We start from the raw sequence: 22,718 nt of genomic DNA on the forward strand, positions 1-22,718 counted from the left end.
TCCAAGCGCGTATCCGGCCGCGTTACTCCGGCTGCGGGCCCTTGCGGTGCGGCTTGCGCGGCGGGAACGGCTTCTTCGCGAAGGGCTTCTTCTCGAACGGCTTGCGGCCGGCGCCCTTGCCGCCCGCGGTGTCCGGCGCTTCGCCGTCGCGGGTGATGCGCAGCTGCTGGCCGGCGCACCAGACGCCCTTGAGGTGGGTCATGGTCTGCTCGGGCATGCCTTCGGGCAGCTCGATCAGGCTGTGGTCCTCGAAGATCTCGATGCGGCCGATGTGCTTCGATTCGAGCGCGGCCTCGTTGGCGATCGCGCCGACGATGTTGCCCGGCTTCACGCCGTGGTCGTAGCCGACTTCGACGCGGAAGGTCTGCATGCCCGGCGACGGCGCGCGTGCGACGCGCTCCTTCTTCGGGAACGCGGGGCGCTCGCCGCGGTCCGCGCGCTCGTGGCGGGCAGGGCGCTCGCGGTATTCGCGATCCTGGCCGAAGGCCGTCGGGGCGGGCGCAGGCTTCGCCCGCGGCGGATCGAGCAGCAGCGGCACGTCGCCGCGCGCCATCTTCGCCAGCGCCGCGGCGACTTCGATCGCGGGTACGTTGAATTCGCGCTCGTAGTCCTCGACCAGCGACTGGAACAGGCCGAGCTCGCCGGCCGCGAGGGTATCGGTGATCGACTGCTTGAACTTGCCGATGCGGGCGTCGTTGACGGTCTCCACGCTCGGCAGTTCCATCTGTTCGATCGGCTGGCGCGTGGCGCGCTCGATCGAGCGCAGCATGTTGCGTTCGCGCGGGGCGATGAACAGGATCGCCTCGCCGCTGCGCCCGGCGCGGCCGGTGCGGCCGATGCGGTGGACGTAGCTCTCGGTGTCGTAGGGCACGTCGTAGTTCAGCACGTGGCTGATGCGGTCGACGTCGAGCCCCCGCGCGGCGACGTCGGTCGCCACCAGGATGTCGATCTTGCCGTCCTTCAGCTGGGCGATGGTGCGCTCGCGCTGGGCCTGGACGATGTCGCCGTTGATGGCCGCGGCGGAGAAACCCCGCGCCTGCAGCCGCGAAGCCAGGTCTTCGGTGGCGAGCTTGGTGCGCGTGAACACGATCATGCCGTCGAAGGGTTCGGCCTCGAGGATCCGGGTCACGGCGTCGAGCTTGTTGGTGCCGCTCACCATCCAGTAGCGCTGGCGGATGTTGCGCGCCGTGCTGGTGGACGACTTGATTGCGACCTCGACCGGGTCGCGCAGGTATTTCTGCGCGATGCGCCGGATCGGCGGGGGCATGGTGGCCGAGAACAATGCCACCTGGCGCGTCTCGGGGGTGCGGGCAAGTACCGCCTCGACGTCGTCGATGAAGCCCATGCGCAGCATCTCGTCGGCCTCGTCGAGGACCAGCATGCGCAGTTCGGACAGGTCCAGCGATCCCTTCTCCATGTGATCGATCACGCGGCCGGGCGTGCCCACGATCACCTGCACGCCGCGGCGCAGGGCCTGCAGCTGCGGGCCGTAACCCTGGCCGCCGTAGATCGGCAGCACCTGGAAGCCGGGCAGGAAGGCGGCGTAGGTCTGGAACGCTTCGGCGACCTGGATCGCGAGCTCGCGGGTCGGTGCCAGCACCAGTACCTGCGGCTTGCGCGCGGCCGGGTCAAGGCGCGCCATCGCCGGCAGGGCGAAGGCGGCGGTCTTGCCGGTGCCGGTCTGGGCCTGGCCGAGCACGTCGCGGCCGGCCATCAGCGGCGGGATGGTCGCGGCCTGGATCGGCGAGGGGGCTTCGTAGCCAACGGCGGTCAATGCCTGCAGCAGCGGCTGCGGCAGGCCGAGATCGGTGAATAGCGGAGTGGGGGCGTCGGAACTCATCAAGCGGCCTCTGGCGGGCCGGATGGCCTGGTGGGGTGTGGGATTCTACGCTCCGCAGCGCCTTCGCGGCGTCAGGACGTGCGCGTGGCCAGCCGCTGGCCGAGCCGTACCGGGGCTTCGGCACCGAGCGTGGGCGCCAGTTCGGCCACGCCCGGCGGCAGCAGCACGATCACGGTGGAGCCGTAGTTGAAGCGCGCCATTTCCGCGAACCGCGCGAGATCCACCGTCTCGCCCACGTAGTCCTTGCTGGCCACGCGGTCGCCATAGGCCGGGATTTCCTCGCCGCTCCAGACGGTTTCCACGCCCGATACCAACAGCGCGCCGACCATCACCACGGCCATCGGCCCGAAGTCGGTGGCGAAGTGGCAGACCAGGCGCTCGTTGCGCGCGAACAGCCGCGGCACGCGGGCCACGGCCGCCGGGCCGACGCTGAACAGGCGACCGGGAACGTGGACCGTGCGCAGGAGGCGACCGTCCCAGGGCATGTGCACCCGGTGGTAGTCGCGCGGCGAGAGGTAGACGGTGGCGAACAGGCCATCGGCGTAGGGCGCGGCGGCGGTTTCGTCGGCCAGCAGTTCGGCGGCGGTGAAGGACTGGCCCTTGGCCTGGAAGATCCGCCCGTCGCGGATCGGGCCGCACTGGCTGATGCGGCCGTCGGCCGGCATCAGGATGGCGGCCGGGTCGGGGTCGGCCACGCGCGCATCCGGGCGCAGCGCCCGGGTGAAGAAGGCGTTGAAGGTCGGATAGGAGGCGGCATCGGCATTCGCCGCTTCCGACAGGTCCACGCCGAAACGGCGCACCACCGTGTCGATCAGCCAGCGGCGCAGCCGTGGATTGTCCGAATAGGCGAGACGGCGCGCGGCCCCCGACAGCAGGCGGTGGGGCAGGACATGGCTGAGCCGGGTGACCAGGCTCACTGTGGCGATGCCGCGGTCAGGGTGGCCAGATCGGCGGCGATCGCCGCCGGGTCGAGCGGCCCCTGGATCACGCCCGCCATCCGTCCGGCGGGATCGAGCAGGGCCAGCGCGGCCGAGTGATCGATCGTGTACTGGTCCGCGGGCGCGTCGTCGGCGGCCGGGACCTTCATGAACACCAGCGACAGCGAGCGCGCGAATTCCTCCAGCGCGGGGATGTCGGCGGTTGCAGCGAGCGTGTCGCGATGGAAGAAGGCCGCGTATTCGCCGATGCGGTCGGGGCTGTCGCGCTCCGGGTCGACCGAGACGAACAGGACCCGCGGCCGCTTGGCCTCGGGCAGCGGCTCCCATTCCTTCTGCGCGCGCGCCAGGTCGGCCAGCGTGGTCGGGCAGACGTCCGGGCAGTGGGTGAAGCCGAGGAACACCAGGGTCCAGTGGCCGTGCAGCTCGCCGGGAACCAGCTGGGTGCCGTCGGACTGCTGCAGTGCGAACGGCGGCAGCTCGCGGGCCTGCGGGAACAGGCGCACGGTCTCCAGTTCCGGATGGGCCGGGGCGCGGTCGCGGCCGAACCATTTCTGCGAGGCGACGAGGCCGAGGCCTGCGGCAAGCGCGGCCACGAGCACGATCAGGACGGTGCGGTTGAACATGGTGCCTCGGACGCCGGGAGTGACCGGACATGATAACGGGCCGCGCCGGAGTCCGCGGCCGCTTCGCTATACTGCCCGCCCCGGCGAAAGCGCCGTGAACGCGCGCCATGACGACCCAACAGCTCCAGACCATCATCGACCTGATCCGCTACGGCGCCAGCCGTTTCAACGCGGCCGGCCTGACCTTCGGCCACAGCTACGACAACGCCCTGGACGAAGCGACCCAGCTCACCCTGCATGCGCTGCACCTGCCGCACGACCTGAGCCCGGTGTACGGCACCGCGCGGGTGACCGAGGCCGAGAAGGAAGACGTGCTTGCGCTGTTCATCCGCCGGATCGAGGAGCGCGTGCCCGCGGCCTACCTGTGCGGCGAAGCCTGGTTCGCGGGCCTGAGCTTCAAGAGCGACAGCCGCGCCCTGGTGCCGCGTTCGCCGATCGCCGAGCTGATCGAATCCGGCTTCGAGCCCTGGCTTGCCGGCCGCGAGGTGCGTCGCGCGCTGGACCTGTGCACCGGCTCCGGGTGCATCGCGATCGCCATGGCGCATTACAACCCGGACTGGCACGTCGACGGCGTCGACCTGAGCGACGAAGCCCTGTCACTGGCAGGAGAGAACGAGCGCCGGCTGATGGCCGACAACGTCCGCCTGCTCAGGTCCGACCTGTTCTCGGCCCTGCAGGGCGAGCACTACGACCTGATCGTCAGCAACCCGCCCTACGTCACCAACGACGAGACCGACGCGCTGCCGCGCGAGTACGCCCACGAGCCCGAAATGGGCCTGCGCGCGGGTGACGACGGGCTGGACCTGGTGCTGAAGATCATGCGCGACGCGCCGCTGCACCTCTCCGATGAGGGCGTGCTGATCTGCGAGGTCGGCGAGGCCGAGCGCGCGTTGACGAAGCTCCTGCCCGAGCTGCCGCTGATGTGGGTGGAGTTCAAGGTCGGGCAGATGGGCGTGTTCGTGGTCGAGCGCCATGACCTGGTGAGCCACAGCGCGCGCATCACCGCGCTGGCGGCGGAGCGCGAGGGCGGCGTGGCCGCGGCTCCCGCGATGGCCGCGGGCGCGCCTGCAGCGGACGCGGGCGGCACCGGCAGCGAGCCGGACAGCCTGTTCTGATGCGCGCGCCAGCGGGCCAGCGGGATCCTTGCGGGGCGCGGCCCTGAACACCTTCGGCCAGCTGCTGCGCGTCACCACCTTCGGCGAATCCCACGGTCCGGCGATCGGCTGCGTGGTCGATGGTTGCCCGCCGGGCATCGCGCTGGCACCGGAAGACTTCGCGCACGACCTGGTGCGTCGCGCCACCGGGCGGTCGCGGCATACCTCCGCCCGCCGCGAGGACGACGTGGTCGAGATCCTGTCGGGCGTGTACGACGGCCTGGCGACGGGCACTCCGATCGCGCTGCTGATACGCAATTCGGATGCGCGCAGCAGGGACTACGCGCGCATCGCGACGCAGTTCCGCCCCGGCCACGCCGATTACACCTATTGGCAGAAATACGGCATCCGCGACCCGCGCGGCGGTGGCCGCAGCTCCGCGCGCGAAACCACGATGCGCGTGGCCGCGGGCGTGATCGCGAAGAAGTGGCTGGCCGAACGCCACGGCGTCACCGTGCGCGGCCACCTCGCGCAGATCGGCGACCTCGTGCCGCAGGCCCATGACTGGGGCGCGGTGGAGGACAACGCCTTCTTCTGGCCCGACGCGGCGCAGGTTGCGGAACTCGAGGCGTACATGGATGCGCTGCGCAAGTCCGGGGATTCCGTCGGCGCACGGGTTGCCGTGGTCGCCGACGGTGTGCCGCCCGGCTGGGGCGAGCCGGTCTACGGCAAGCTCGACGCCGGCATCGCCGCGGCGATGATGTCGATCAATGCGGTCAAGGGCGTCGAAATCGGCGCCGGCTTCGCGAGCGTGGCGCAGAAGGGCAGCGAGCACCGCGACACGATGACCCCGGACGGCTTCCTGTCCAACCACGCCGGCGGCGTGCTGGGCGGGATCAGCAGCGGCCAGCAGCTGGTCTGCTCGGTGGCCTTCAAGCCGACCTCCAGCCTGCGCCTGCCGGTGCCGGGCATGGACGTCGGGGGCGAAGTTGTCGACATCGTCACCACCGGCCGCCACGACCCCTGCGTGGGCATCCGCGCCACCCCGATCTGCGAGGCGATGCTGGCCCTGGAGCTGATGGACCAGGCGCTGCGCCATCGCGCCCAGTGCGGCGACGTCGCTGCGGTCGCGCCGCGCATCCCGGCGTCGCCCGGCGGGAGCGGCCATGGCTGACGCACGGCCGCGGGTGTGGGTATCGCAGCCCCTGTACCGCGACATCGAGGCGCGGCTGGAGCAGTGGTTCGACGTCACCCGGACGCCCGCCATCAGCGACCACGCCCCGGAGGCGATCGCGGCCGCGCTGGCGGACGCCGACGGCGCGCTGGTCACGCTCAACGACCGCATCGGCGAGGCCGAAATCGCCGGCGCCCCGAAGCTGCGCGCCGTCGCCAACGTCGGCGTGGGCTACAACAACCTCGACGTCGCGGCGCTGGCCGCGCGCGGCATCGTCGCCACCAACACCCCGGACGTGCTCACCGAAACCACCGCCGATTTCGGTTTCGCGCTGATGATGGCTGCGGCGCGGCGGATCACCGAGGCCGAGCACTGGCTGCGCGCGGGGAACTGGCAGGGCTGGGGCTTCCACGAGCTGCTCGGCGCGGAAATCCACGGCAGCACGCTCGGCATCCTCGGCATGGGCCGGATCGGGCAGGGCATTGCGCGCCGCGCCCGCGGCTTCGACATGCGCGTGCTGTACCACAACCGCGGCCGCCTGCCGGACGCGGTCGAGCGCGACTGCGCCGCCACCTGGGTGGAGCGTGACGCGCTGCTGGAGGCAGCCGACCACCTGGTTCTGGTCCTGCCGTACACGGCGGCCAACCACCACATCATCGACGCCGCCGCGCTGGCGCGGATGAAGCCCGGGGCCACGCTGACCAACATCGCCCGCGGCGGGCTGGTCGACGAGGGCGCGCTGGCGGAAGCGCTGCAGGGCGGGCGCCTGGCCGCCGCCGGACTGGATGTCTTCGAGGGCGAGCCCGCGGTGGATCCGCGACTCGCCGCCTGCCGCAACGTGGTGCTGACCCCTCACATCGCCAGCGCCAGCCTGCCCACGCGGCGCGCGATGGTGTCGCTGGCGGTGGACAACCTGGTCGCGGCGCTGGGCCGCGGTCCCGACGCCGGACGGCCACCCAACCCGCTTCCGTAGAATGCGGCCATGTACACCAGCATCGCCGCCTATCACTTCGTCGCCATCGACGACCCCGCCGCCGCCGTCGCGCGTGTCCGCGCCTGGGCCGAAGCACATGCGCTCCTCGGCACCGTCCTGGTCGCGGACGAAGGCATCAACCTGTTCCTGGCCGGCAGCGGCGCCGGCATCGACGCCTTCCTCGCGCTGCTGCGCGGCGATGCGCGCTTCGCTGGCCTGCAGGCCAAGGTCAGCCACAGCCTCGCGCAGCCGTTCGCGCGCCTGAAGGTCAAGCACAAGCCGGAGATCATCAGCTTCCGCCGCGACGGGATCTCGCCCCTGGACGGTCGCGCGCCGGCGGTGGCGCCCGAGGACCTGGCACGCTGGATCGAGCGCGGCTGCGACGACGATGGCCGGCGCCTGGTGCTGCTCGACACCCGCAACCGCGAGGAGGTCGGCCACGGCACGTTCGCGGGCGCGCTCACGCTGCCGATCGACAACTTCACCGAGCTGCCGGCCGCCCTCGAACCGCACCGCGAAGCGCTCGCAGACGCCACCGTGGTCGGCTTCTGCACCGGCGGCATCCGCTGCGAGAAGGCGGTGCGCTGGATGCGCGCGGAGGGCTTCGAGCACGCACTGCAGCTCGATGGCGGGATCCTCGGCTACTTCGAGGCCATGGGCGGCGCCGGCTACGAAGGCCGCTGCTTCGTCTTCGACGGGCGCATCGCGCTGGACCCGGGGCTGCGCGCCGCCGCGGACGACGACGCGACGTCGGCCTGAGCCCCGCGCCGCGGTGCCGCCGCGGACTCGGGGTGAACCGCGTCAGCGGCCGCCGCCCCGCGCCGCAACCATTCCCGCCGGCCACGCGCGATAATGCCCCGCTGCGCGGCACCGGTCGCGCCCTCAACGAACGGAGTCCCCCATGGGCAGGCAGTACAAGGTGGCCGTGGTCGGCGCAACCGGCGCGGTGGGCGAAGCGATGCTCTCGATCCTTGCCGAGCGCGAGTTTCCGGTCAGCGAGCTGGTGGCGCTGGCCAGCGACCGCTCGGCAGGCGGGACGGTGGCTTTCGGCGACGACGAGGTGGTGGTCCGCGACCTGGCGACCTTCGACCCGGCTGGCGTCGACATCGCCCTGTTCTCCGCGGGTGCAGCGGTGTCCAGGGAGTACGCGCCGAAATTCGCCGCCGCCGGCGCCGTGGTGATCGACAATTCCTCGGCCTTCCGCCAGGACGACGACGTGCCGCTGGTGGTCAGCGAGGTCAACCCCGAGGCGGTGAAGCCGCGCCCGCGCGGGATCATCGCCAACCCCAACTGCTCGACCATGCAGATGCTGGTGGCGCTGGCGCCGATCCACCGCAAGGTCGGGATCGAGCGCATCAACGTCGCGACCTACCAGTCGGTGTCGGGCGCGGGCCGCGTGGCGCTCGAGGAGCTCGGCCGCCAGACCGCGTCGCTGCTGGGCTTCCGGGGCGCCGAGCCTGCGCATTTCCCGGTGCAGATCGCCTTCAACCTGATCCCGCAGATCGACGAGTTCATGGACAACGGCTTCACCCGCGAGGAGATGAAGCTGGTCTGGGAGACACGCAGGATCCTGGGCGACGACAGCATCCAGGTGAACCCGACCGCGGTGCGGGTGCCGGTGTTCTACGGCCATGCCGAGGCGCTGCACATCGAAACCAGGGAAAAGATCAGCGCCGCCGAGGCGCGCGCGCTGCTGGAAGCCGCGCCGGGGGTCGAGGTAGTCGATGAACGCGTTGCCGGCGGCTATCCGACGCCGGTCACGCACGCTTCGGGCAGCGACGCGGTCTTCGTCGGCCGCATCCGCGAGGACCTTTCGCACCCGCGCGGGCTCGACCTGTGGGTGGTGGCCGACAACATCCGCAAGGGCGCGGCCTTGAATGCGGTGCAGGTCGCGGAACTGGTGGTCGGCGAGCGCTGATGCAGCTCCCGCGTTGCCATTCGAGGCCACGGGCCGCTAGAGTCCACGCGATGCAACGGGGGAACGAGTGCACACGACACCGCGAATGATGCGAGCAATCCGCTGGGCCGCCATGTGCGGCGTGCTGTTGGCGCTGTTCGCGGGCCAGGTGCTTGCGCTGGGCCTGGGCCGGATCGAGGTCAAGTCGCGCGCCGGCCAGCCGCTGCTGGCCGAGATCCAGGTGATTTCCAACGATTCCGCCGAACTCGACCAGCTGCGCGCGGGCCTGGCGTCGCCGGACACGTTCCGGCGCATCGGCCTTCCGGCGCCCGACAGCGTGGTCGCGGGGCTGGAGTTCAGGGTCGCGCTCGACGCCCGCGGTGAACCGGTGATCCGCGTCACCACGCGCGAGCCGGTCACCCAGCCGATGCTGACCTTCCTGGTCGAGGTCGACTGGGGGCAGGGGCGCCTGGTACGCGAATACTCCGCGCTGGTCGATGCGCCGCAGACCGTGGCGGCGCCGGCACAGCCGGTCATCGAGGCGCCGGTGGCCGCGCCTGCGAACACCGTCCTGCGCGCGCCCGAGGCCGCCGCCGTGCCAGCGGGCGCCGCCGCATCGGCCGATGAAGCCGACGCAACCGACGACGCGGTCGCGGCTGATGGCGCCGTTGCCGATGAAGACGGCGCTGTCGCCGAACGCGCTGACGCCGCCGCAGCCGACGAACCTGCGCCCACTGCCGCCATCGCGCCCGCACCGGTGGCGACGCAGGCCCCAATGCCGGCGGCACCACCTGCGCAGGCATCCACGCCCTCCGGCGAATATGGCCCCGTGCAGGCCGGCGAGACGCTGGGCGCGATCGCGGCCCGGCTTGTCGGCGATGGCGTCACCCGCGAGCAGGCCATCGTGGCGCTGTTCCGCGCCAATCCCGAAGCCTTCATCGCCAGCAACCTCAACCTGGTGCGCCAGGGCGCAGTGCTGCGTATCCCGGATCGCAGCGAGATCGCCGGGCTGGACCTGCGCGAGTCACGGGCGCTGATGCGCGAGCAGGTGGCGGCCTGGCGCGACATGACGAGTCCGGCACCGCAGCCCGACGTTGCCGACGTTGCCGAGGGTGCGACCGCCGACGCCGCGCCCGCGCAGGCGGGTGAGGGCGAAGCGGAGACGCAACCGGCGACGGTGGCACGGACCGCGGACGCACGCCTGGAAATCGTGCCGCCGTCGGCGGCCGGCGGGCTTCAGGCAGGCATACGATCCGGCATCCAAGCCGGTGGCGAGGGCGAAATGCTGCGACAGGAAATGCAACAGGAGTTGCACCAGAGCCAGGAAACCCTGGCTGCACGCGAGGCCGAAGTGGACGAACTCAAGGCCCGCGTCGCGGACCTCGAGCGCCTGCAGGCGCAGCAGGCACAGCTCATCACGATGAAGGACAGCGAACTGGCCGCGGTCCAGGAGCGCCTTGCGACCTCGTCCGAACCTGCCGCGGAGCCACCACCGCCGGCCGCGACCGAGGCTGGCGGCCTGCCGTGGGCGTGGATCGGCCTGGCTCTGCTGCTGGTCGCCGCGGTCGCCTGGCTGCTGATCCGCCGCGCACCGAAGGCCACGCCCCGGCCGCGCTTCGACGCGTCCACCCTGGCGGCCGAATCGTCGTCGCCAGCGGAAGGCGAGTCGCTTGCCGACGCGCCGCAGCAGGTGCGGGCCGCGCCGCTTCCCGCAACGCCGGCATGGCATGCGGGCGCTGCAGGCACCGACGCAGCCGTGCCCGTGGCCCAGGTCGCGCCGGAGCGCGTGCCCGCGCGCGCCGGCACCGACATCAGCACCGGCACCGGCACCGGCACCGACGTGGATGCCGACGATGCGGCGGTGATCGCATCGCTCAATCCGGCGCCCGGTGGTGCGGAGCGCATCGAGCTGGCCCGCGCCTACCTCGACCTCGGCGACGTCGCCACCGCCCGCGACCTGCTGCAGGAAGTCGTCGATGCCGGCGACCATGCCGCGCGTGCGGAGGCCTCGCGCCTGCTGGAAGGAATCGCCTGACGCCTGTGCCGCCGCCGCGACTGTGCGCGGCGCGGCCGGTCATTGCACACCATGCGCTACGCACTGGGCACCGAATACGACGGCAGCGACTTCCTGGGTTGGCAGCGACTGGGTGGCGCCGGCGCCGGGAACGCGCGGACCCTGCAGGCGACGCTGGAGGCGGCGCTGTCGAAAGTGGCGGATGCGCCGGTGGCCACCATCTGTTCCGGCCGTACCGATTCCGGGGTCCACGCGCGCTGCCAGGTCGTGCATTTCGACAGCGACGCCCTGCGCGATCCGCGCAGCTGGATGCTGGGCACGACTTCGCTGCTGCCGCCGTCGATGGCGGTGCGCTGGTGTCGCGAGGTTGACGACGACTTCAGCGCGCGGTTCTCCGCGCGCGCGCGCCGCTACCGCTACAGCATCCTCAACCGCCCGGTCCGGCCCGCGCTCGGCCACCAGTACCTGGCCTGGAGCCGGCACCCGCTGGACGCCGATGCCATGCACCGCGCCGCCCAGGCCCTGGTCGGCGAGCTCGACTTCACGTCGTTCCGCACCGTGCATTGCCAGGCGCCACACGCCCGCCGCGACCTGCAGCGGATCAGCGTGACGCGCGAGGGCGACGTCATCGTGGTCGACGTCCAGGCCAACGCGTTCCTGCATCATATGGTCCGCAACATCGTCGGATCGCTGCTGGAAGTGGGCGGCGGTCGCCGTCCGGAGCAGTGGGTCGCCGAGGTGCTGGCCGCGCGCGACCGCCGGCATGCCGGCCCGACCGCGCCCTCGGGCGGCCTGGTGTTCCTCGGCCCCCTGTATCCCGCGGACTGCGGCCTCCCTCCGGAAGTCACGCTGGATTGCCCCGGCGCTGCGTCCGGACCCCTTCCCCTGCCACGCCCCTGACATGCCACGCACCCTCTTCCGTACGCGCATCAAATTCTGCGGCCTGACCCGCGCCGGCGACGTCCGCCTCGCGAGCGAGCTCGGTGTCGACGCAATCGGCTTCGTCTTCGCACGGGGCAGCACGCGCCGGCTCCACGTCGCCGAGGCCCGCGTCCTGCGCGAGGCGCTGGCGCCGCTGGTCGATGCGATCGCCGTGTTCCGGGACAACTCCGCCGACGAGGTCCGCGAGGTGGTGAAGCAGGTGCGGCCGAGCCTGCTGCAGTTCCACGGCGATGAAGACGATGCCTTCTGCCGCCGCTTCGGGCTGCCCTACCTCAAGGCGGTGGGCATGGGCGCCGGGACCCCGGTGGAGGGGCCGGCCCTGGCGGCCGCGTTCCCGGGCGCGTCGGCGTTCCTATTCGACAGCCATGGCGGCGGCCATGACGGCGGCAGCGGGCGCGCATTCGACTGGTCGGCCCTGCCGCGCACGCTGACCCGGCCGCTGCTGTTGTCCGGTGGGCTTTCGCCCGGCAACGTCCATGATGCCGTGGCCGCGACCATGCCGTGGGGCGTGGACGTGAGCAGCGGCATCGAGTCCGCCCCCGGTCAGAAGGACGGTGACCTGATGCGCGCCTTCGTGGCCGAGGTGCGCCGCAGCGATTGCCGTACGGATGATGATGAAGCAGCAGTTCTGGAGGAGATGCGCGATGAGTGACATGCCGGCCGATTTCCACGCCTTCCCCGACGCCCGCGGCCACTTCGGTCGCCACGGCGGCCGCTTCGTCGCCGAGACCCTGGCCGGGCCGCTTCAGGAGCTGGCCGCGGCCTACGACGCGGCGCGCGGCGATCCGGCCTTCATCGCCGCGTTCGAAGCCGACCTCGCCGACTACGTCGGCCGGCCGAGCCCGATCTACGAGGCCGTGGGCCTGTCGCGCCACGTCGGTGGCGCGCGCATCCTGCTCAAGCGCGAGGACCTGAACCACACCGGCGCGCACAAGATCAACAACACCATCGGCCAGGCGCTGCTCGCCAGCCGCATGGGCAAGACCCGGATCATCGCCGAGACCGGCGCCGGCCAGCACGGCGTGGCCAGCGCCACGGTCGCAGCGCGGCTGGGCCTGGAGTGCGTGGTCTACATGGGCGCGACCGACATCGAGCGCCAGAAGATCAACGTCTACCGCATGAAACTGCTGGGCGCGACGGTGGTGCCGGTGACCAGCGGCTCGGCGACGCTCAAGGACGCGCTCAACGAGGCGATGCGCGACTGGGTGACCAACGTCCGCGACACCTTCTACATCATCGGCACGGTGGCGGGCCCGGATCCGTATCCGCGCATGGTGCGCGACTTCAACGCGGTGGTCGGCAAGGAGGCGCGCGCGCAGATGCTGAAGCGCCACGGCCGCCTGCCGGACGTGGTCACCGCCTGCGTCGGCGGCGGCAGCAACGCGATCGGCATCTTCCACGCCTTCCTCAACGACCGCGACGTGGGCCTGGTCGGCGCCGAGGCCGCGGGGGAGGGCATGGACAGCGGCCGGCACGCGGCCTCGATCTCGGCCGGGCGCGTGGGCGTGCTGCACGGCAACCGTACCTATGTGCTCTGCGACGACGATGGCCAGGTGATCGAAACCCACTCCGTCTCCGCCGGCCTGGACTATCCCGGCGTCGGTCCTGAACACGCCTTCCTCGCCGATACCGGCCGCGCCACGTACGTCGGCGTGAGCGACGACGAGGCGCTGGAGGCATTCCATCTGCTGGCGCGCACCGAAGGCATCCTCGCCGCGCTGGAATCCAGCCACGCGGTGGCGCAGGCGATCAAGCTCGCACGCGACATGCCGAAGGACGCGCTGGTGCTGTGCAACCTGTCGGGTCGCGGCGACAAGGACGTGCACACCATCGCCGCGCGCGAAGGAGTGGAGGTATGAGCGCCGTCGAGGTCGCGCCGCGAATCGCGCGCCGCTTCGCCGCGTTGCGCACAGCCGGACGCAAGGCCCTGGTGCCCTTCATCACCGCAGGCGATCCGGGGCTGAAGGACACGGTGCCGGTGATGCACGCGATGGTCGAGGCCGGTGCCGATGCGATAGAGCTCGGCGTGCCGTTCTCCGACCCGATGGCGGACGGCCCGACCATCCAGCGCAGCTCCGAGCGCGCGCTGGCGCGCGGCGCCGGCATGGCCTGGGTGCTGGAGCGCGTGCGCGAGTTCCGCGAGCGCGACGACGACACCCCCGTAACGCTGATGGGTTATCTGAACCCGGTGGAGATCCGCGGTGCCGCGGCCTTTGCCGCCGCCGCCGCCGATGCCGGGGTGGACGGCGTGCTGCTGGTCGACCTGCCCCCGGAGGAGGCCGCGGAGTTCCGCGATGCGTTCTCCGCCCGCGGCGTGGCGCTGGTGCTCCTGGCATCGCCCACCACGGATCCCGAGCGCGTGGAGATGCTCTGCTCACTCGCGCAGGGCTATCTGTACTACGTCAGCTTTGCCGGCGTGACCGGCGATTCCGCACGCCTGGACTCTGCTGCCGCGGCCGCGCACCTGCGCGCCATCCGCGCCCGCAGTCCGGTGCCGGTGGTGGCCGGCTTCGGCATCCACGACGCCGCCAGCGCCGCGGCCATGGCAGTGGATGCCGACGGCGTCGTGGTCGGCAGCGCCCTGGTCAAGGTGATGGAGGCTGCCGGCAGCGGCGCGGCCGCGGCGGCGGCGGCCGCCTTCCTGGCGCCCCTGCGCCGGGCCCTGGATGCCGGCGCCGGCGGGGCAGTGGGCTAAACTCCACGGGTTCGCGGCCCAGTCCGCAAAGGATCACAGCAAACGCATGTCCTGGCTGAAGAAAATCATGCCCGCCCGCATCCGCACCGAGGGCAGCCCCGCACGCAAGCGCAGCGTGCCCGAGGGGCTGTGGGAGAAGTGCGACAGCTGCGGGGTGGTGCTTTACCGCCCGGAGCTCGAGGAAAACCTCGAGGTCTGTCCGAAGTGCGCCCACCACATGCCGATCCGCGCCCGTGCGCGCCTGGCGGCCTTCCTCGATGCCGGCAGCGGCCGCGAGATCGGCGCCGCGCTCGGCCCGGTCGACGTGCTCCGCTTCCGTGACCAGAAGCGCTATGCCGACCGCATCAAGGCCGCGCAGAAATCCACCGGCGAGCGCGACGCGCTGATCGCGATGGAAGGCCGGCTGAAAGGCAGCCCGATCGTTGCCAGCGCATTCGACTTCGCCTACATGGGCGGCTCGATGGGTTCGGTCGTGGGCGAGCGCTTCACGCTGGCTGCCGAACGCGCGCTCGAGATCGGCTCGCCCTTCGTGAACTTCTCCGCCAGCGGCGGCGCGCGCATGCAGGAAAGCCTGTTTTCGCTGATGCAGATGGCCAAGACCTCGGCCGCGCTCGGCCGCCTGCGCGCGGCGGGGCTGCCCTATATTTCGGTGATGACCCATCCGACCACCGGCGGCGTCTCGGCCTCGTTCGCGATGCTCGGCGACATCAACCTCGCCGAGCCCAAGGCCCTGATCGGCTTCGCCGGCCCGCGGGTGATCGAGCAGACCGTGCGCGAGACCCTGCCCGAAGGCTTCCAGCGCTCCGAGTTCCTGGTCGAGCACGGCGCCATCGACCAGATCTGCGACCGCCGCGAGCTGCGCGGACGCATCGCCTCGCTGCTGGCGATATTGATGCGCCAACCCGCGCCGCCCGCGGAGCAGGCCGACGAGGTCGCGTCATGAGCACCCAGCGCAGCGCGACTGCCGGCGGCGTGCGCCGCTGGTTCGGCACCGACGGCATCCGCGGGCGGGTGGGCGAAGGCCCGATCTCGGCCGACTTCATGCTGCGCCTGGGCAATGCCTACGGCCACGCGCTGACCGCGCGCGTCAAGGACGGCGGCGAGTGGCGCAAGCCGATGGTGATCATCGGCAAGGACACCCGGATCTCGAACTACATGTTCGAGGCCGCGCTGGAGGCCGGCCTGGTCGCTGCAGGCGTCGACGTGCAGCTGATGGGACCGATGCCGACGCCGGCGGTCGCGCACCTCACGCACTCGATGCGGGCCGACGGCGGCATCGTGATCTCGGCATCGCACAATCCGCACCACGACAACGGCATCAAGTTCTTCTCGGCCATGGGCGAGAAGCTCGACGACGCCACCGAACTCGCCATCGAGTCGGCGCTTGACCAGCCCTTCCGCACCGTGGCTTCCGACAGGCTCGGCAAGGCGATCCGCACCCGCGATGCGGTCGGCCGCTATGTCGAGGCCTGCAAGGGTTCGGTGCCGCGCAGCTTCGATCTCGACGGCATGCGCATCGTGGTCGACTGCGCGCACGGAGCCACGTACCAGATCGGACCGATGGTGCTGCGCGAGTTGGGCGCGCGGGTCGAAGCCATCGGCGTCGACCCCAACGGCCTCAACATCAACGATGGCGTCGGCTCCACCTGGCCCGAAGGCTTGGCCGCACGCGTGCGCGAGTCCGGCGCCGAACTCGGCATCGCTTTCGATGGCGACGGCGACCGGGTGGTGTTCGTCGATGCCGACGGCCAGGTGCGCGACGGCGATGACCTGGTCTACCTGCTGGCCTGCGACTGGAAGGAAAGTGGCCGCCTGCGCGGCCCCGTGGCAGGCACGCTGATGACGAACTTCGCGCTTGAGCAGGCACTTGCCGCCCGCGACATCGGCTTCATCCGCACGAAGGTCGGCGACCGTTACGTCCACAAGGCGCTGGTGGAGCGCGGTGGCGTCCTGGGCGGCGAGGCGTCCGGCCACCTGCTGTGCCTGGACAGGTCCACCACCGGCGACGGCATCGTCAGCGCCCTGCAGGTGCTGGAAGTGCTGCACCGGCGCGGCATGTCCCTGGCCTATGCACTGCGCGAACTGCGCAAGGTGCCCCAGCGCACGATCAACGTGCGCGTCGCCAGCGGTTCGCGGCCGGTGGAGGTCGACAGCGTCAAGGCGGCGCTGGCAGAGGCCCAGCGCGCGGTGGAGGGGCGGGGCAGGGCATTCCTGCGCCCCTCGGGCACCGAGCCCGTGGTCCGCGTGACCGTCGAGGCCGACGACGAGGCGCTGGTGACGGCGACCCTGGAACAGCTCGCCGCCGCGGTGCGCGCCGTCGCCTGAGCAGTGCACATGTGGGAACAGCTATAGCTGCGACCGATCACTCCACAACCGCCTCCCAACCGCGCATGACCGCGCCCACGCCCGCCCGATCCGCTACTGCGTGCGCGGGCGCTATCATGCCCGTCCAGCATCCCCGCCCCGGGGACAATGCGCTTCCGAGTGAGCCATGGCACCGCGAATCCCGACCCTCGACATCCGCCGCTTCACAGATCCCGCCAGCCCCGAAGACCGCCAGGCCTTCGTTGACGAGCTGGGCGCCGCGTACCGCGAGTGGGGTTTCGCCGGAATCCGCAACCACGGCATCCCGCAGGGCTTGATCGAAGAGGCCTACGAGGCCTTCAAGGCCTTCTTCGCGCTGCCCGAGGAGGCCAAGAAGGCCTACCACGTGCCAGGTGGCGGCGGCGCCCGCGGCTACACGCCCTTTGGCGTGGAGACGGCGAAGGACTCGAAGCACTTCGACCTGAAGGAGTTCTGGCACATCGGCCGCGAGATCGCCGACGACTCCGGCTACCGCGACGTGATGCCGCCCAACCAGTGGCCGGCCGAAGTGCCGACGTTCCGCGAGAAAGGCTATGCGCTCTACCAGGCGCTGGACGGCCTGGGCTCGCAGGTGCTGCGCGCGCTGGCCCTGCACATCGACCTGCCCGAGCACTGGTTCGCCGACAAGACCGATTTCGGCAATTCGATCCTGCGCCCGATCCACTATCCGCCGATTACCGCCGACGACATCCCCAACGTGCGCGCCGGCGCCCATGGCGACATCAATTTGATCACGCTGCTGGTCGGGGCCAGCGCCGCCGGGCTCGAGGTGCGTTCGCACGAGGGCGAGTGGGTGCCGTTCACCGCCGACGCCGACACCATCGTGGTCAACATCGGCGACATGCTGCAACGCCTGACCAACCACGTGTATCCGTCCACGATCCACCGCGTGGTCAATCCTCCGGGCGAGCTCGCGCGCCAGCCGCGCTATTCGGTGCCGTTCTTCCTGCATCCGAACCCGGACTTCCTGATCGACGTGCTGCCTTCCTGCGTGACCGCCGACAATCCCAGCCGCTACCCGGAGCCGATCACCGCCCACGGCTACCTGGAAGAGCGGCTGCGCGAGATCAAACTGGCCTGAGTGCGGGCGCTGCGCGCGCATGCAGGAACGCGCGCGAACGCCTAGACTCTGCGGCCCCGCCATATCCCGAGGTTTGAAAATGCGCGCACGCATCGTCGCCGGCAACTGGAAGCTCAACGGCAGTCGCAGCTCCGCCGCAACCCTGCTGGCCGACATGGCCGCGGGCCTGCCGGCAGCTGGCGTGGATGTGGTGGTGCTGCCGCCGGCGACCCATCTGGAAGGCCTCGTGTCCGCCTGGGGCGCGCGTGGCATCGGCTTCGGCGGACAGGACGTGAGTGCCCATGCCGAAGGCGCATACACCGGCGAAATCTCGGCCGCGATGCTGGCCGACGTCGGCGCGCGCTTCGCGCTGGTCGGTCATTCCGAGCGCCGCCAGTACCACGCCGAAGACAGCGCGCTGGTAGCGCGCAAATTCGCCGCGGCGCTGGCTGCCGGCCTGCGCCCGATCCTTTGCGTCGGCGAGTCGCGCGAGGACCGCGAAGGCGGCTCGACCGAGTCGGTGATCGCCGGCCAGCTGCGCCCGGTGCTCGATCTCGTGGGCGCGGAAGGCTTCGAGACCGCCGTGGTCGCCTACGAGCCGGTGTGGGCCATTGGCACCGGCCTGACCGCCACGCCGCAGCAGGCGCAGGATGTCCATGCGTTCATCCGTAGCGAGGTTGCCGCGCGGGGTGCTACCATTGGAAATTCACTGCCGATCCTCTACGGCGGCAGTGTGAAGCCCGCCAACGCCGCCGAGCTGTTCGCCATGGCCGACGTCGATGGAGGCCTTATCGGCGGAGCCTCGCTGGTGGCCACGGACTTCATGGCCATCGTAGCCGCGGCGGCGCACTGACCGCCCGGCTCAAGAGAACGGAACCATGCTGCAACTCATCCTCAACATCGCCTTCGTGCTCGTTGCCCTCTCGCTGATCGCGCTGATCCTCATGCAGCGCGGTGCGGGCGCACAGGCCGGATCGGGTTTCGGCGGCGGCGCATCCGCCACCGTCTTCGGCGCGCGTGGCGCGTCCAACTTCCTCAGCAAGTCCACCAAGTGGCTGGCCATCGTGTTCTTTGCGCTGACCCTGTTCATGGCCTGGCAGGCCACGAACATGGCACGCGAGGTCGGTCCATCCGCGGTGGACCTGGGCGTGATGTCCGAAATCCCGGCCGCGCCCGCGGCCCCCGGCGAAGTGCCTGCGGCTCCGGGCACGGCGCCCGCGGCGCCCGGCTCCGCGGTCCCGGCTGCGCCCGAGGCCCAACCGCCCGCCGCACCGCCCCCCGCACAGGGGGAAACGGGGCAGGAAGTCCCGCAGGGCGGCTGATAGCGATTACAATGTCGCGCCTTCGTACAAGCGTACGGAGAGAGTGTAAAAATTTGCCCAGGTGGCGGAATTGGTAGACGCACTACCTTGAGGTGGTAGCGGCTTAGGTCGTGGGGGTTCGAGTCCCCCCTTGGGCACCATACAAGCGTCAGGCGCGGCCGGTCACGGTCGCGCCTGGCACCAGCTAGCAAAGGGGCGTGCATGTGCCCCGTAGCCGAGGGAACACCGTGCTGGCCGAATATCTGCCGACCCTGCTGTTTCTGTTTGTCGCAACCGGAATCGGCATTGCCCTGGTCGTAATAGGCAATGCCCTGGGCCCGAAGTTCTACAACGCCGAGAAGCTCACGGCCTACGAATGCGGCTTCGCCCCGTTCGAAGATTCGCGGATGCAGTTCGACATCCGCTACTACCTCATCGCCATCCAGTTCATCGTCTTCGACCTGGAGATCATCTTCATCGTCCCGTGGGCCACCGTGTTCCGCGAGCTGGGCGTGCTCGGCCTGGTCGAGATGGGCATCTTCGTCGGCATGTTGCTGATCGGCTTCATTTACGTGTGGAAGAAGGGAGCGCTCGAATGGGAGTGATCCAGGCGGCCCGCAGCCTTGCGAATGCCGCAAGCAACCCGCTGCCCGAGGGGCGCGTCGACGACATCCTGCGTCCGGAAGGCGACAACCCGCTGCTGGAACAGGGCTTCGTCACCACAAGCTCGGACATCCTGCTCAACTGGGCGCGTACCGGCTCGATGTGGCCGGTGACCTTCGGCCTGGCCTGCTGCGCGGTGGAGATGATGCACGCCGGTGCGGCGCGCATGGACCTCGACCGCTACGGCGTGGTGTTCCGCCCGTCGCCGCGCCAGTCGGACGTGATGATCGTGGCCGGCACCCTGGTCAACAAGATGGCCCCGGCGCTGCGCAAGGTCTACGACCAGATGCCCAACCCCAAGTGGGTGATCTCCATGGGCAGCTGCGCCAACGGCGGCGGCTATTACCACTACTCGTACGCGGTGGTGCGCGGCTGCGACCGCGTGGTGCCGGTCGACATCTACGTGCCGGGCTGCCCGCCGACGGCCGAGGCCCTGGTGCACGGCATCCTGCAGCTGCAGCGCAAGATCCGCCGTTCCAGCAACTTCGGCGATGAAAAGACGGGACAGCGCAATGTCTGAGTCCGCGACGGCGTTTGCCACGCGCCTGCACGCGCGCTTCCCGCAGGGTTTCGTCGAGGTCGCGCTGCCGCGCGGCGAAGTCGGCCTGGTGCTGGGTGCCGCCGAATGGCGCGAAGGCTGCCGCGTGCTGCGCGACGAGTTCGGCTTCGAGGTCCTGATCGACCTCTGCGGCGTCGACCACCTGGGCTACGGCACCGACGAGTGGGACACCAACGCCTCGTCGGAGGGCTTCAGCCGCGGCGTCGAGGGCAAGGGTCCCGGCCGCTTCCGCTACGGCGAGACGCCCAGCCAGCAGCTCGACGACCCCGATGGCGTTGGCGCGATCCCGCTGCCCGAGAATCGCTTTTCGGTCGTGGTACAGCTGCTTTCGATCGCCAACAACCGCCGCCTGCGCGTGACCTGCCATGCGCCGGATGATGCGCTGCCGATCGTCGATTCGCTGTGCGATGTCTGGGAGGGCGTGAACTGGTTCGAACGCGAGACCTTCGACCTGTTCGGCATCGTGTTCCCCGGCCACCCGGACCTGCGCCGGCTGCTCACCGACTACGGCTTCATCGGCCACCCGTTCCGCAAGGATTTCCCGCTGATCGGCAATGTCGAAGTCCGCTACGACGCCGAGAAGCAGCGCGTGATCTATGAGCCGGTGACCTCGGTCGAGCCGCGCGTGCTGGTGCCCCGCGTGATCCGCGACGACGCCCATCTTGCGACCGCGCGCGGCGAGGCGCGCGACCTGAAGGTCGGTCCCGTGCGCGGTGTCGCGCCGGCAGGAGACGCCAAGTGAGCATGCAGCCCCCAAGCGAACTGCTGGCCAGCAACCAGGCGGAAGCGCGCCAGGAAATCCGCAACTACACGCTGAACTTCGGTCCCCAGCACCCGGCCGCGCACGGCGTGCTGCGCCTGATCCTGGAAATGGACGGCGAAGTCGTGCAGCGCGTCGATCCGCACGTGGGCCTGCTCCACCGCGGCACGGAGAAGCTGGCGGAGTCCAAGCCGTTCAACCAGTCGATCGGCTACATGGATCGCCTCGACTACGTGTCGATGATGTGCAACGAGCACGCCTACGTGCTCGCGATCGAGAACCTCCTCGGCATCCAGGCGCCCGAGCGCGCGCAGTGGATCCGCACGATGTTCGACGAGATCACGCGGCTGCTGAACCACCTGATGTGGATCGGTTCCAACGGCCTCGACCTCGGCGCGATGGCGGTGATGCTGTACTCGTTCCGCGAGCGCGAAGAGCTGATGGACGTCTACGAGGCGGTCAGCGGCGCGCGCATGCACGCGACCTATTACCGCCCCGGCGGCGTGTACCGGGACCTGCCCGACCAGATGCCGAAGTACCGCGAGTCGCCGTGGCGCAAGGGCAACAAGCTCAAGCGCTTCAACGAGTGGCGCGAAGGTTCGATGCTGGACTTCCTGGAAGCCTTCACCAGGGACTTCCCGTCGCGCATCGACGAATACGAGACCCTGCTGACCGAGAACCGCATCTGGAAGCAGCGCACGGTCGGCATCGGCGTGGTTCCGCCGGAGCAGGCCATGGCCCTGGGCATGTCGGGCGTGATGCTGCGCGGCTCGGGCATCGAGTGGGACCTGCGCAAGAAGCAGCCCTACGCGAAGTACGACCAGGTCGATTTCAAGATCCCCGTGGGCACCAACGGTGACTGCTACGACCGGTATCTCGTGCGTGTTGCCGAGATGCGCGAGTCCAACCGGATCATCGCCCAGTGCGTGGACTGGCTGCGCGCCAACCCCGGCCTGGTCATGGTCGACAATTTCAAGGTCGCGCCTCCCTCCCGCGAGGAGATGAAGGACGACATGGAAGCCCTGATCCATCACTTCAAGCTGTTCTCGGAAGGGTATTGCGTGCCCGCCGGGCAGACCTACCAGGCCGTCGAGGCGCCCAAGGGCGAGTTCGGCTGCTACCTGGTCTCGGACGGTGCCAACAAGCCCTTCCGCGTCCACCTGCGCGCACCCGGCTTCGCGCACCTGTCGTCGATGGATGCAGTGGTGAAGGGACACATGCTGTCCGACGTGGTGGCGATGGTTGGCACCTATGACCTCGTCTTCGGAGAAGTGGACCGATGAAAGCAACCGGCAACTTCGAGAACGCGCGCAATGTCGACCCGATGGTCGTGCTCAGCGACGAGACGCGCGCGCACATCGACCATTGGGTGGCCAAGTTCCCGCCTGATCGCAAGCGTTCGGCCGTGATCCAGGGCCTGTTCGCCACCCAGCAGCAGAACGGCGGTTTCCTGACCGACGAGCTGATCGCCGGCGTGGCCGGTTACCTCGGCATCCCGCCGGTGTGGGCGTACGAGGTCGCGACCTTCTACTCGATGTTCGAGACGAAGGAAGTCGGCCGCCACAACGTCGCCTTCTGCACCAACATCAGCTGCTGGCTGAACGGCGCCGAGGACCTGGTCGCGCACGCCGAGAAGAAACTCGGCTGCAAGGTGGGTGAATCCACCGCCGACGGCCGCGTCTACCTCAAGCGCGAGGAAGAGTGCGTGGCCGCGTGCTGCGGCGCTCCCGTGGTCGTGATCAACGGCCATTACCACGAGAAGCTGGACACCGCGAAGGTGGACGAGCTGCTCGACGGATTGAAGTGAGGCTGGACGCAGGC

The 22,718-nt window shown here is 70.3% G+C and carries 22 protein-coding genes, 1 tRNA gene and 1 pseudogene; 21 read left to right on the top strand and 3 right to left on the bottom strand.

Annotation, left to right across the window (positions count from 1 at the left end; genetic code table 11):
- Nucleotides 1-22: 22 nt before the first annotated feature.
- From ACW7G5_RS08330 to ACW7G5_RS08340, 3 genes are all read right to left on the bottom strand, one after another.
- Nucleotides 23-1,840, bottom strand: coding sequence for a DEAD/DEAH box helicase (locus tag ACW7G5_RS08330; RefSeq protein ID WP_457003519.1), 1,818 nt, complete (start codon nucleotides 1,838-1,840; stop codon nucleotides 23-25).
- Between the two features lie 71 nt (nucleotides 1,841-1,911).
- The gene (asd, locus tag ACW7G5_RS08335) at nucleotides 1,912-2,757 is read right to left on the bottom strand and encodes an archaetidylserine decarboxylase (RefSeq protein ID WP_457003520.1); all 846 of its coding nucleotides are present in this window, start codon (nucleotides 2,755-2,757) and stop codon (nucleotides 1,912-1,914) included.
- Complete coding sequence (locus tag ACW7G5_RS08340; protein WP_457003521.1) at nucleotides 2,754-3,401, bottom strand: SCO family protein; 648 nt, start codon at nucleotides 3,399-3,401, stop codon at nucleotides 2,754-2,756. Before ACW7G5_RS08340 ends, asd begins: the two co-directional genes overlap by 4 nt.
- Nucleotides 3,402-3,508: 107 nt before the next feature.
- On the opposite strand from ACW7G5_RS08340, the pseudogene prmB reads away from it, so the two are divergent.
- The 21 genes and pseudogenes from prmB to nuoE all read left to right on the top strand — a co-directional run.
- Nucleotides 3,509-4,423, top strand: a pseudogene (gene prmB, locus ACW7G5_RS08345) (50S ribosomal protein L3 N(5)-glutamine methyltransferase); the annotation flags it as partial.
- 136 nt (nucleotides 4,424-4,559) lie between these two features.
- Nucleotides 4,560-5,669: a chorismate synthase gene (gene aroC, locus ACW7G5_RS08350; protein WP_457003978.1), complete on the top strand. Its 1,110-nt coding sequence runs from the start codon at nucleotides 4,560-4,562 to the stop codon at nucleotides 5,667-5,669.
- Complete coding sequence (locus ACW7G5_RS08355) at nucleotides 5,662-6,642, top strand: 2-hydroxyacid dehydrogenase (RefSeq protein WP_457003523.1); 981 nt, start codon at nucleotides 5,662-5,664, stop codon at nucleotides 6,640-6,642. Before aroC ends, ACW7G5_RS08355 begins: the two co-directional genes overlap by 8 nt.
- Before the next feature lie 9 nt (nucleotides 6,643-6,651).
- Entirely contained in the window at nucleotides 6,652-7,401 is a 750-nt protein-coding gene (locus ACW7G5_RS08360) for a sulfurtransferase (RefSeq protein WP_457003525.1), read from the top strand.
- A 142-nt stretch (nucleotides 7,402-7,543) separates the two neighbouring features.
- Entirely contained in the window at nucleotides 7,544-8,560 is a 1,017-nt protein-coding gene (locus tag ACW7G5_RS08365) for an aspartate-semialdehyde dehydrogenase (protein WP_457003527.1), read from the top strand.
- Nucleotides 8,561-8,645: 85 nt separating this feature from the next.
- Nucleotides 8,646-10,574: a type IV pilus assembly protein FimV gene (locus ACW7G5_RS08370; RefSeq protein WP_457003529.1), complete on the top strand. Its 1,929-nt coding sequence runs from the start codon at nucleotides 8,646-8,648 to the stop codon at nucleotides 10,572-10,574.
- A 51-nt stretch (nucleotides 10,575-10,625) separates the two neighbouring features.
- Nucleotides 10,626-11,453 (top strand): tRNA pseudouridine(38-40) synthase TruA, encoded by an 828-nt coding sequence (gene truA / locus ACW7G5_RS08375; protein WP_457003531.1) that lies wholly within the window; start codon nucleotides 10,626-10,628, stop codon nucleotides 11,451-11,453.
- 1 nt (nucleotide 11,454) lies between these two features.
- Entirely contained in the window at nucleotides 11,455-12,147 is a 693-nt protein-coding gene (locus ACW7G5_RS08380; RefSeq protein WP_457003532.1) for a phosphoribosylanthranilate isomerase, read from the top strand.
- Nucleotides 12,140-13,354: a tryptophan synthase subunit beta gene (trpB, locus tag ACW7G5_RS08385; RefSeq protein WP_457003534.1), complete on the top strand. Its 1,215-nt coding sequence runs from the start codon at nucleotides 12,140-12,142 to the stop codon at nucleotides 13,352-13,354. Before ACW7G5_RS08380 ends, trpB begins: the two co-directional genes overlap by 8 nt.
- Nucleotides 13,351-14,190 (top strand): tryptophan synthase subunit alpha, encoded by an 840-nt coding sequence (gene trpA, locus ACW7G5_RS08390; RefSeq protein ID WP_457003536.1) that lies wholly within the window; start codon nucleotides 13,351-13,353, stop codon nucleotides 14,188-14,190. The genes trpB and trpA overlap by 4 nt, the downstream gene beginning before the upstream one ends.
- A 46-nt stretch (nucleotides 14,191-14,236) precedes the next feature.
- Nucleotides 14,237-15,133, top strand: a complete 897-nt coding sequence (gene accD, locus ACW7G5_RS08395; RefSeq protein WP_457003538.1) for an acetyl-CoA carboxylase, carboxyltransferase subunit beta — start codon at nucleotides 14,237-14,239, stop codon at nucleotides 15,131-15,133.
- Nucleotides 15,130-16,515 (top strand): phosphoglucosamine mutase, encoded by a 1,386-nt coding sequence (glmM, locus tag ACW7G5_RS08400; RefSeq protein ID WP_457003539.1) that lies wholly within the window; start codon nucleotides 15,130-15,132, stop codon nucleotides 16,513-16,515. The genes accD and glmM overlap by 4 nt, the downstream gene beginning before the upstream one ends.
- A gap of 166 nt (nucleotides 16,516-16,681) precedes the next feature.
- Nucleotides 16,682-17,635 carry an isopenicillin N synthase family dioxygenase gene (locus ACW7G5_RS08405; protein WP_457003541.1) on the top strand — a complete coding sequence of 318 codons (954 nt, stop codon included), beginning with the start codon at nucleotides 16,682-16,684 and terminating at the stop codon, nucleotides 17,633-17,635.
- 79 nt (nucleotides 17,636-17,714) lie between these two features.
- A complete protein-coding gene (gene tpiA, locus ACW7G5_RS08410) occupies nucleotides 17,715-18,467 on the top strand; it encodes a triose-phosphate isomerase (RefSeq protein ID WP_457003543.1) in 753 nt (250 codons plus the stop codon).
- A 25-nt stretch (nucleotides 18,468-18,492) separates the two neighbouring features.
- Complete coding sequence (gene secG, locus ACW7G5_RS08415; RefSeq protein ID WP_457003544.1) at nucleotides 18,493-18,936, top strand: preprotein translocase subunit SecG; 444 nt, start codon at nucleotides 18,493-18,495, stop codon at nucleotides 18,934-18,936.
- Nucleotides 18,937-18,991: 55 nt separating this feature from the next.
- A tRNA-Leu gene (locus tag ACW7G5_RS08420) sits at nucleotides 18,992-19,076 on the top strand.
- A gap of 87 nt (nucleotides 19,077-19,163) precedes the next feature.
- A complete protein-coding gene (locus ACW7G5_RS08425; protein WP_343278366.1) occupies nucleotides 19,164-19,520 on the top strand; it encodes an NADH-quinone oxidoreductase subunit A in 357 nt (118 codons plus the stop codon).
- A complete protein-coding gene (locus ACW7G5_RS08430) occupies nucleotides 19,511-20,098 on the top strand; it encodes a NuoB/complex I 20 kDa subunit family protein (protein ID WP_343278365.1) in 588 nt (195 codons plus the stop codon). Before ACW7G5_RS08425 ends, ACW7G5_RS08430 begins: the two co-directional genes overlap by 10 nt.
- Nucleotides 20,091-20,879 (top strand): NADH-quinone oxidoreductase subunit C, encoded by a 789-nt coding sequence (locus ACW7G5_RS08435; RefSeq protein ID WP_457003547.1) that lies wholly within the window; start codon nucleotides 20,091-20,093, stop codon nucleotides 20,877-20,879. The genes ACW7G5_RS08430 and ACW7G5_RS08435 overlap by 8 nt, the downstream gene beginning before the upstream one ends.
- Nucleotides 20,880-20,881: 2 nt before the next feature.
- The gene (locus ACW7G5_RS08440; protein WP_457003980.1) at nucleotides 20,882-22,180 is read left to right on the top strand and encodes an NADH-quinone oxidoreductase subunit D; all 1,299 of its coding nucleotides are present in this window, start codon (nucleotides 20,882-20,884) and stop codon (nucleotides 22,178-22,180) included.
- Nucleotides 22,177-22,704 (top strand): NADH-quinone oxidoreductase subunit NuoE, encoded by a 528-nt coding sequence (gene nuoE / locus ACW7G5_RS08445; RefSeq protein ID WP_457003549.1) that lies wholly within the window; start codon nucleotides 22,177-22,179, stop codon nucleotides 22,702-22,704. The genes ACW7G5_RS08440 and nuoE overlap by 4 nt, the downstream gene beginning before the upstream one ends.
- Nucleotides 22,705-22,718 lie beyond the last annotated feature (14 nt).

The organism is Luteimonas sp. A501 (genome assembly GCF_054052085.1).

Excerpts from the sequence above, each read along its gene's own strand:
- ACW7G5_RS08365 (WP_457003527.1), top strand. The coding sequence starts at position 7,544 with ATGGGCAGGCAGTACAAGGTGGCCGTGGTCGGCGCAACCGGCGCGGTG.
- ACW7G5_RS08355 (WP_457003523.1), top strand. The coding sequence starts at position 5,662 with ATGGCTGACGCACGGCCGCGGGTGTGGGTATCGCAGCCCCTGTACCGC.
- glmM (WP_457003539.1), top strand. The coding sequence starts at position 15,130 with ATGAGCACCCAGCGCAGCGCGACTGCCGGCGGCGTGCGCCGCTGGTTC.
- nuoE (WP_457003549.1), top strand. The coding sequence starts at position 22,177 with ATGAAAGCAACCGGCAACTTCGAGAACGCGCGCAATGTCGACCCGATG.
- ACW7G5_RS08330 (WP_457003519.1), bottom strand. The coding sequence starts at position 1,840 with ATGAGTTCCGACGCCCCCACTCCGCTATTCACCGATCTCGGCCTGCCG.
- trpA (WP_457003536.1), top strand. The coding sequence starts at position 13,351 with ATGAGCGCCGTCGAGGTCGCGCCGCGAATCGCGCGCCGCTTCGCCGCG.
- ACW7G5_RS08430 (WP_343278365.1), top strand. The coding sequence starts at position 19,511 with ATGGGAGTGATCCAGGCGGCCCGCAGCCTTGCGAATGCCGCAAGCAAC.
- trpB (WP_457003534.1), top strand. The coding sequence starts at position 12,140 with ATGAGTGACATGCCGGCCGATTTCCACGCCTTCCCCGACGCCCGCGGC.
- ACW7G5_RS08340 (WP_457003521.1), bottom strand. The coding sequence starts at position 3,401 with ATGTTCAACCGCACCGTCCTGATCGTGCTCGTGGCCGCGCTTGCCGCA.
- tpiA (WP_457003543.1), top strand. The coding sequence starts at position 17,715 with ATGCGCGCACGCATCGTCGCCGGCAACTGGAAGCTCAACGGCAGTCGC.
- ACW7G5_RS08440 (WP_457003980.1), top strand. The coding sequence starts at position 20,882 with ATGCAGCCCCCAAGCGAACTGCTGGCCAGCAACCAGGCGGAAGCGCGC.
- truA (WP_457003531.1), top strand. The coding sequence starts at position 10,626 with ATGCGCTACGCACTGGGCACCGAATACGACGGCAGCGACTTCCTGGGT.
- ACW7G5_RS08370 (WP_457003529.1), top strand. The coding sequence starts at position 8,646 with ATGATGCGAGCAATCCGCTGGGCCGCCATGTGCGGCGTGCTGTTGGCG.
- ACW7G5_RS08435 (WP_457003547.1), top strand. The coding sequence starts at position 20,091 with ATGTCTGAGTCCGCGACGGCGTTTGCCACGCGCCTGCACGCGCGCTTC.
- ACW7G5_RS08360 (WP_457003525.1), top strand. The coding sequence starts at position 6,652 with ATGTACACCAGCATCGCCGCCTATCACTTCGTCGCCATCGACGACCCC.
- ACW7G5_RS08380 (WP_457003532.1), top strand. The coding sequence starts at position 11,455 with ATGCCACGCACCCTCTTCCGTACGCGCATCAAATTCTGCGGCCTGACC.
- secG (WP_457003544.1), top strand. The coding sequence starts at position 18,493 with ATGCTGCAACTCATCCTCAACATCGCCTTCGTGCTCGTTGCCCTCTCG.
- ACW7G5_RS08405 (WP_457003541.1), top strand. The coding sequence starts at position 16,682 with ATGGCACCGCGAATCCCGACCCTCGACATCCGCCGCTTCACAGATCCC.
- accD (WP_457003538.1), top strand. The coding sequence starts at position 14,237 with ATGTCCTGGCTGAAGAAAATCATGCCCGCCCGCATCCGCACCGAGGGC.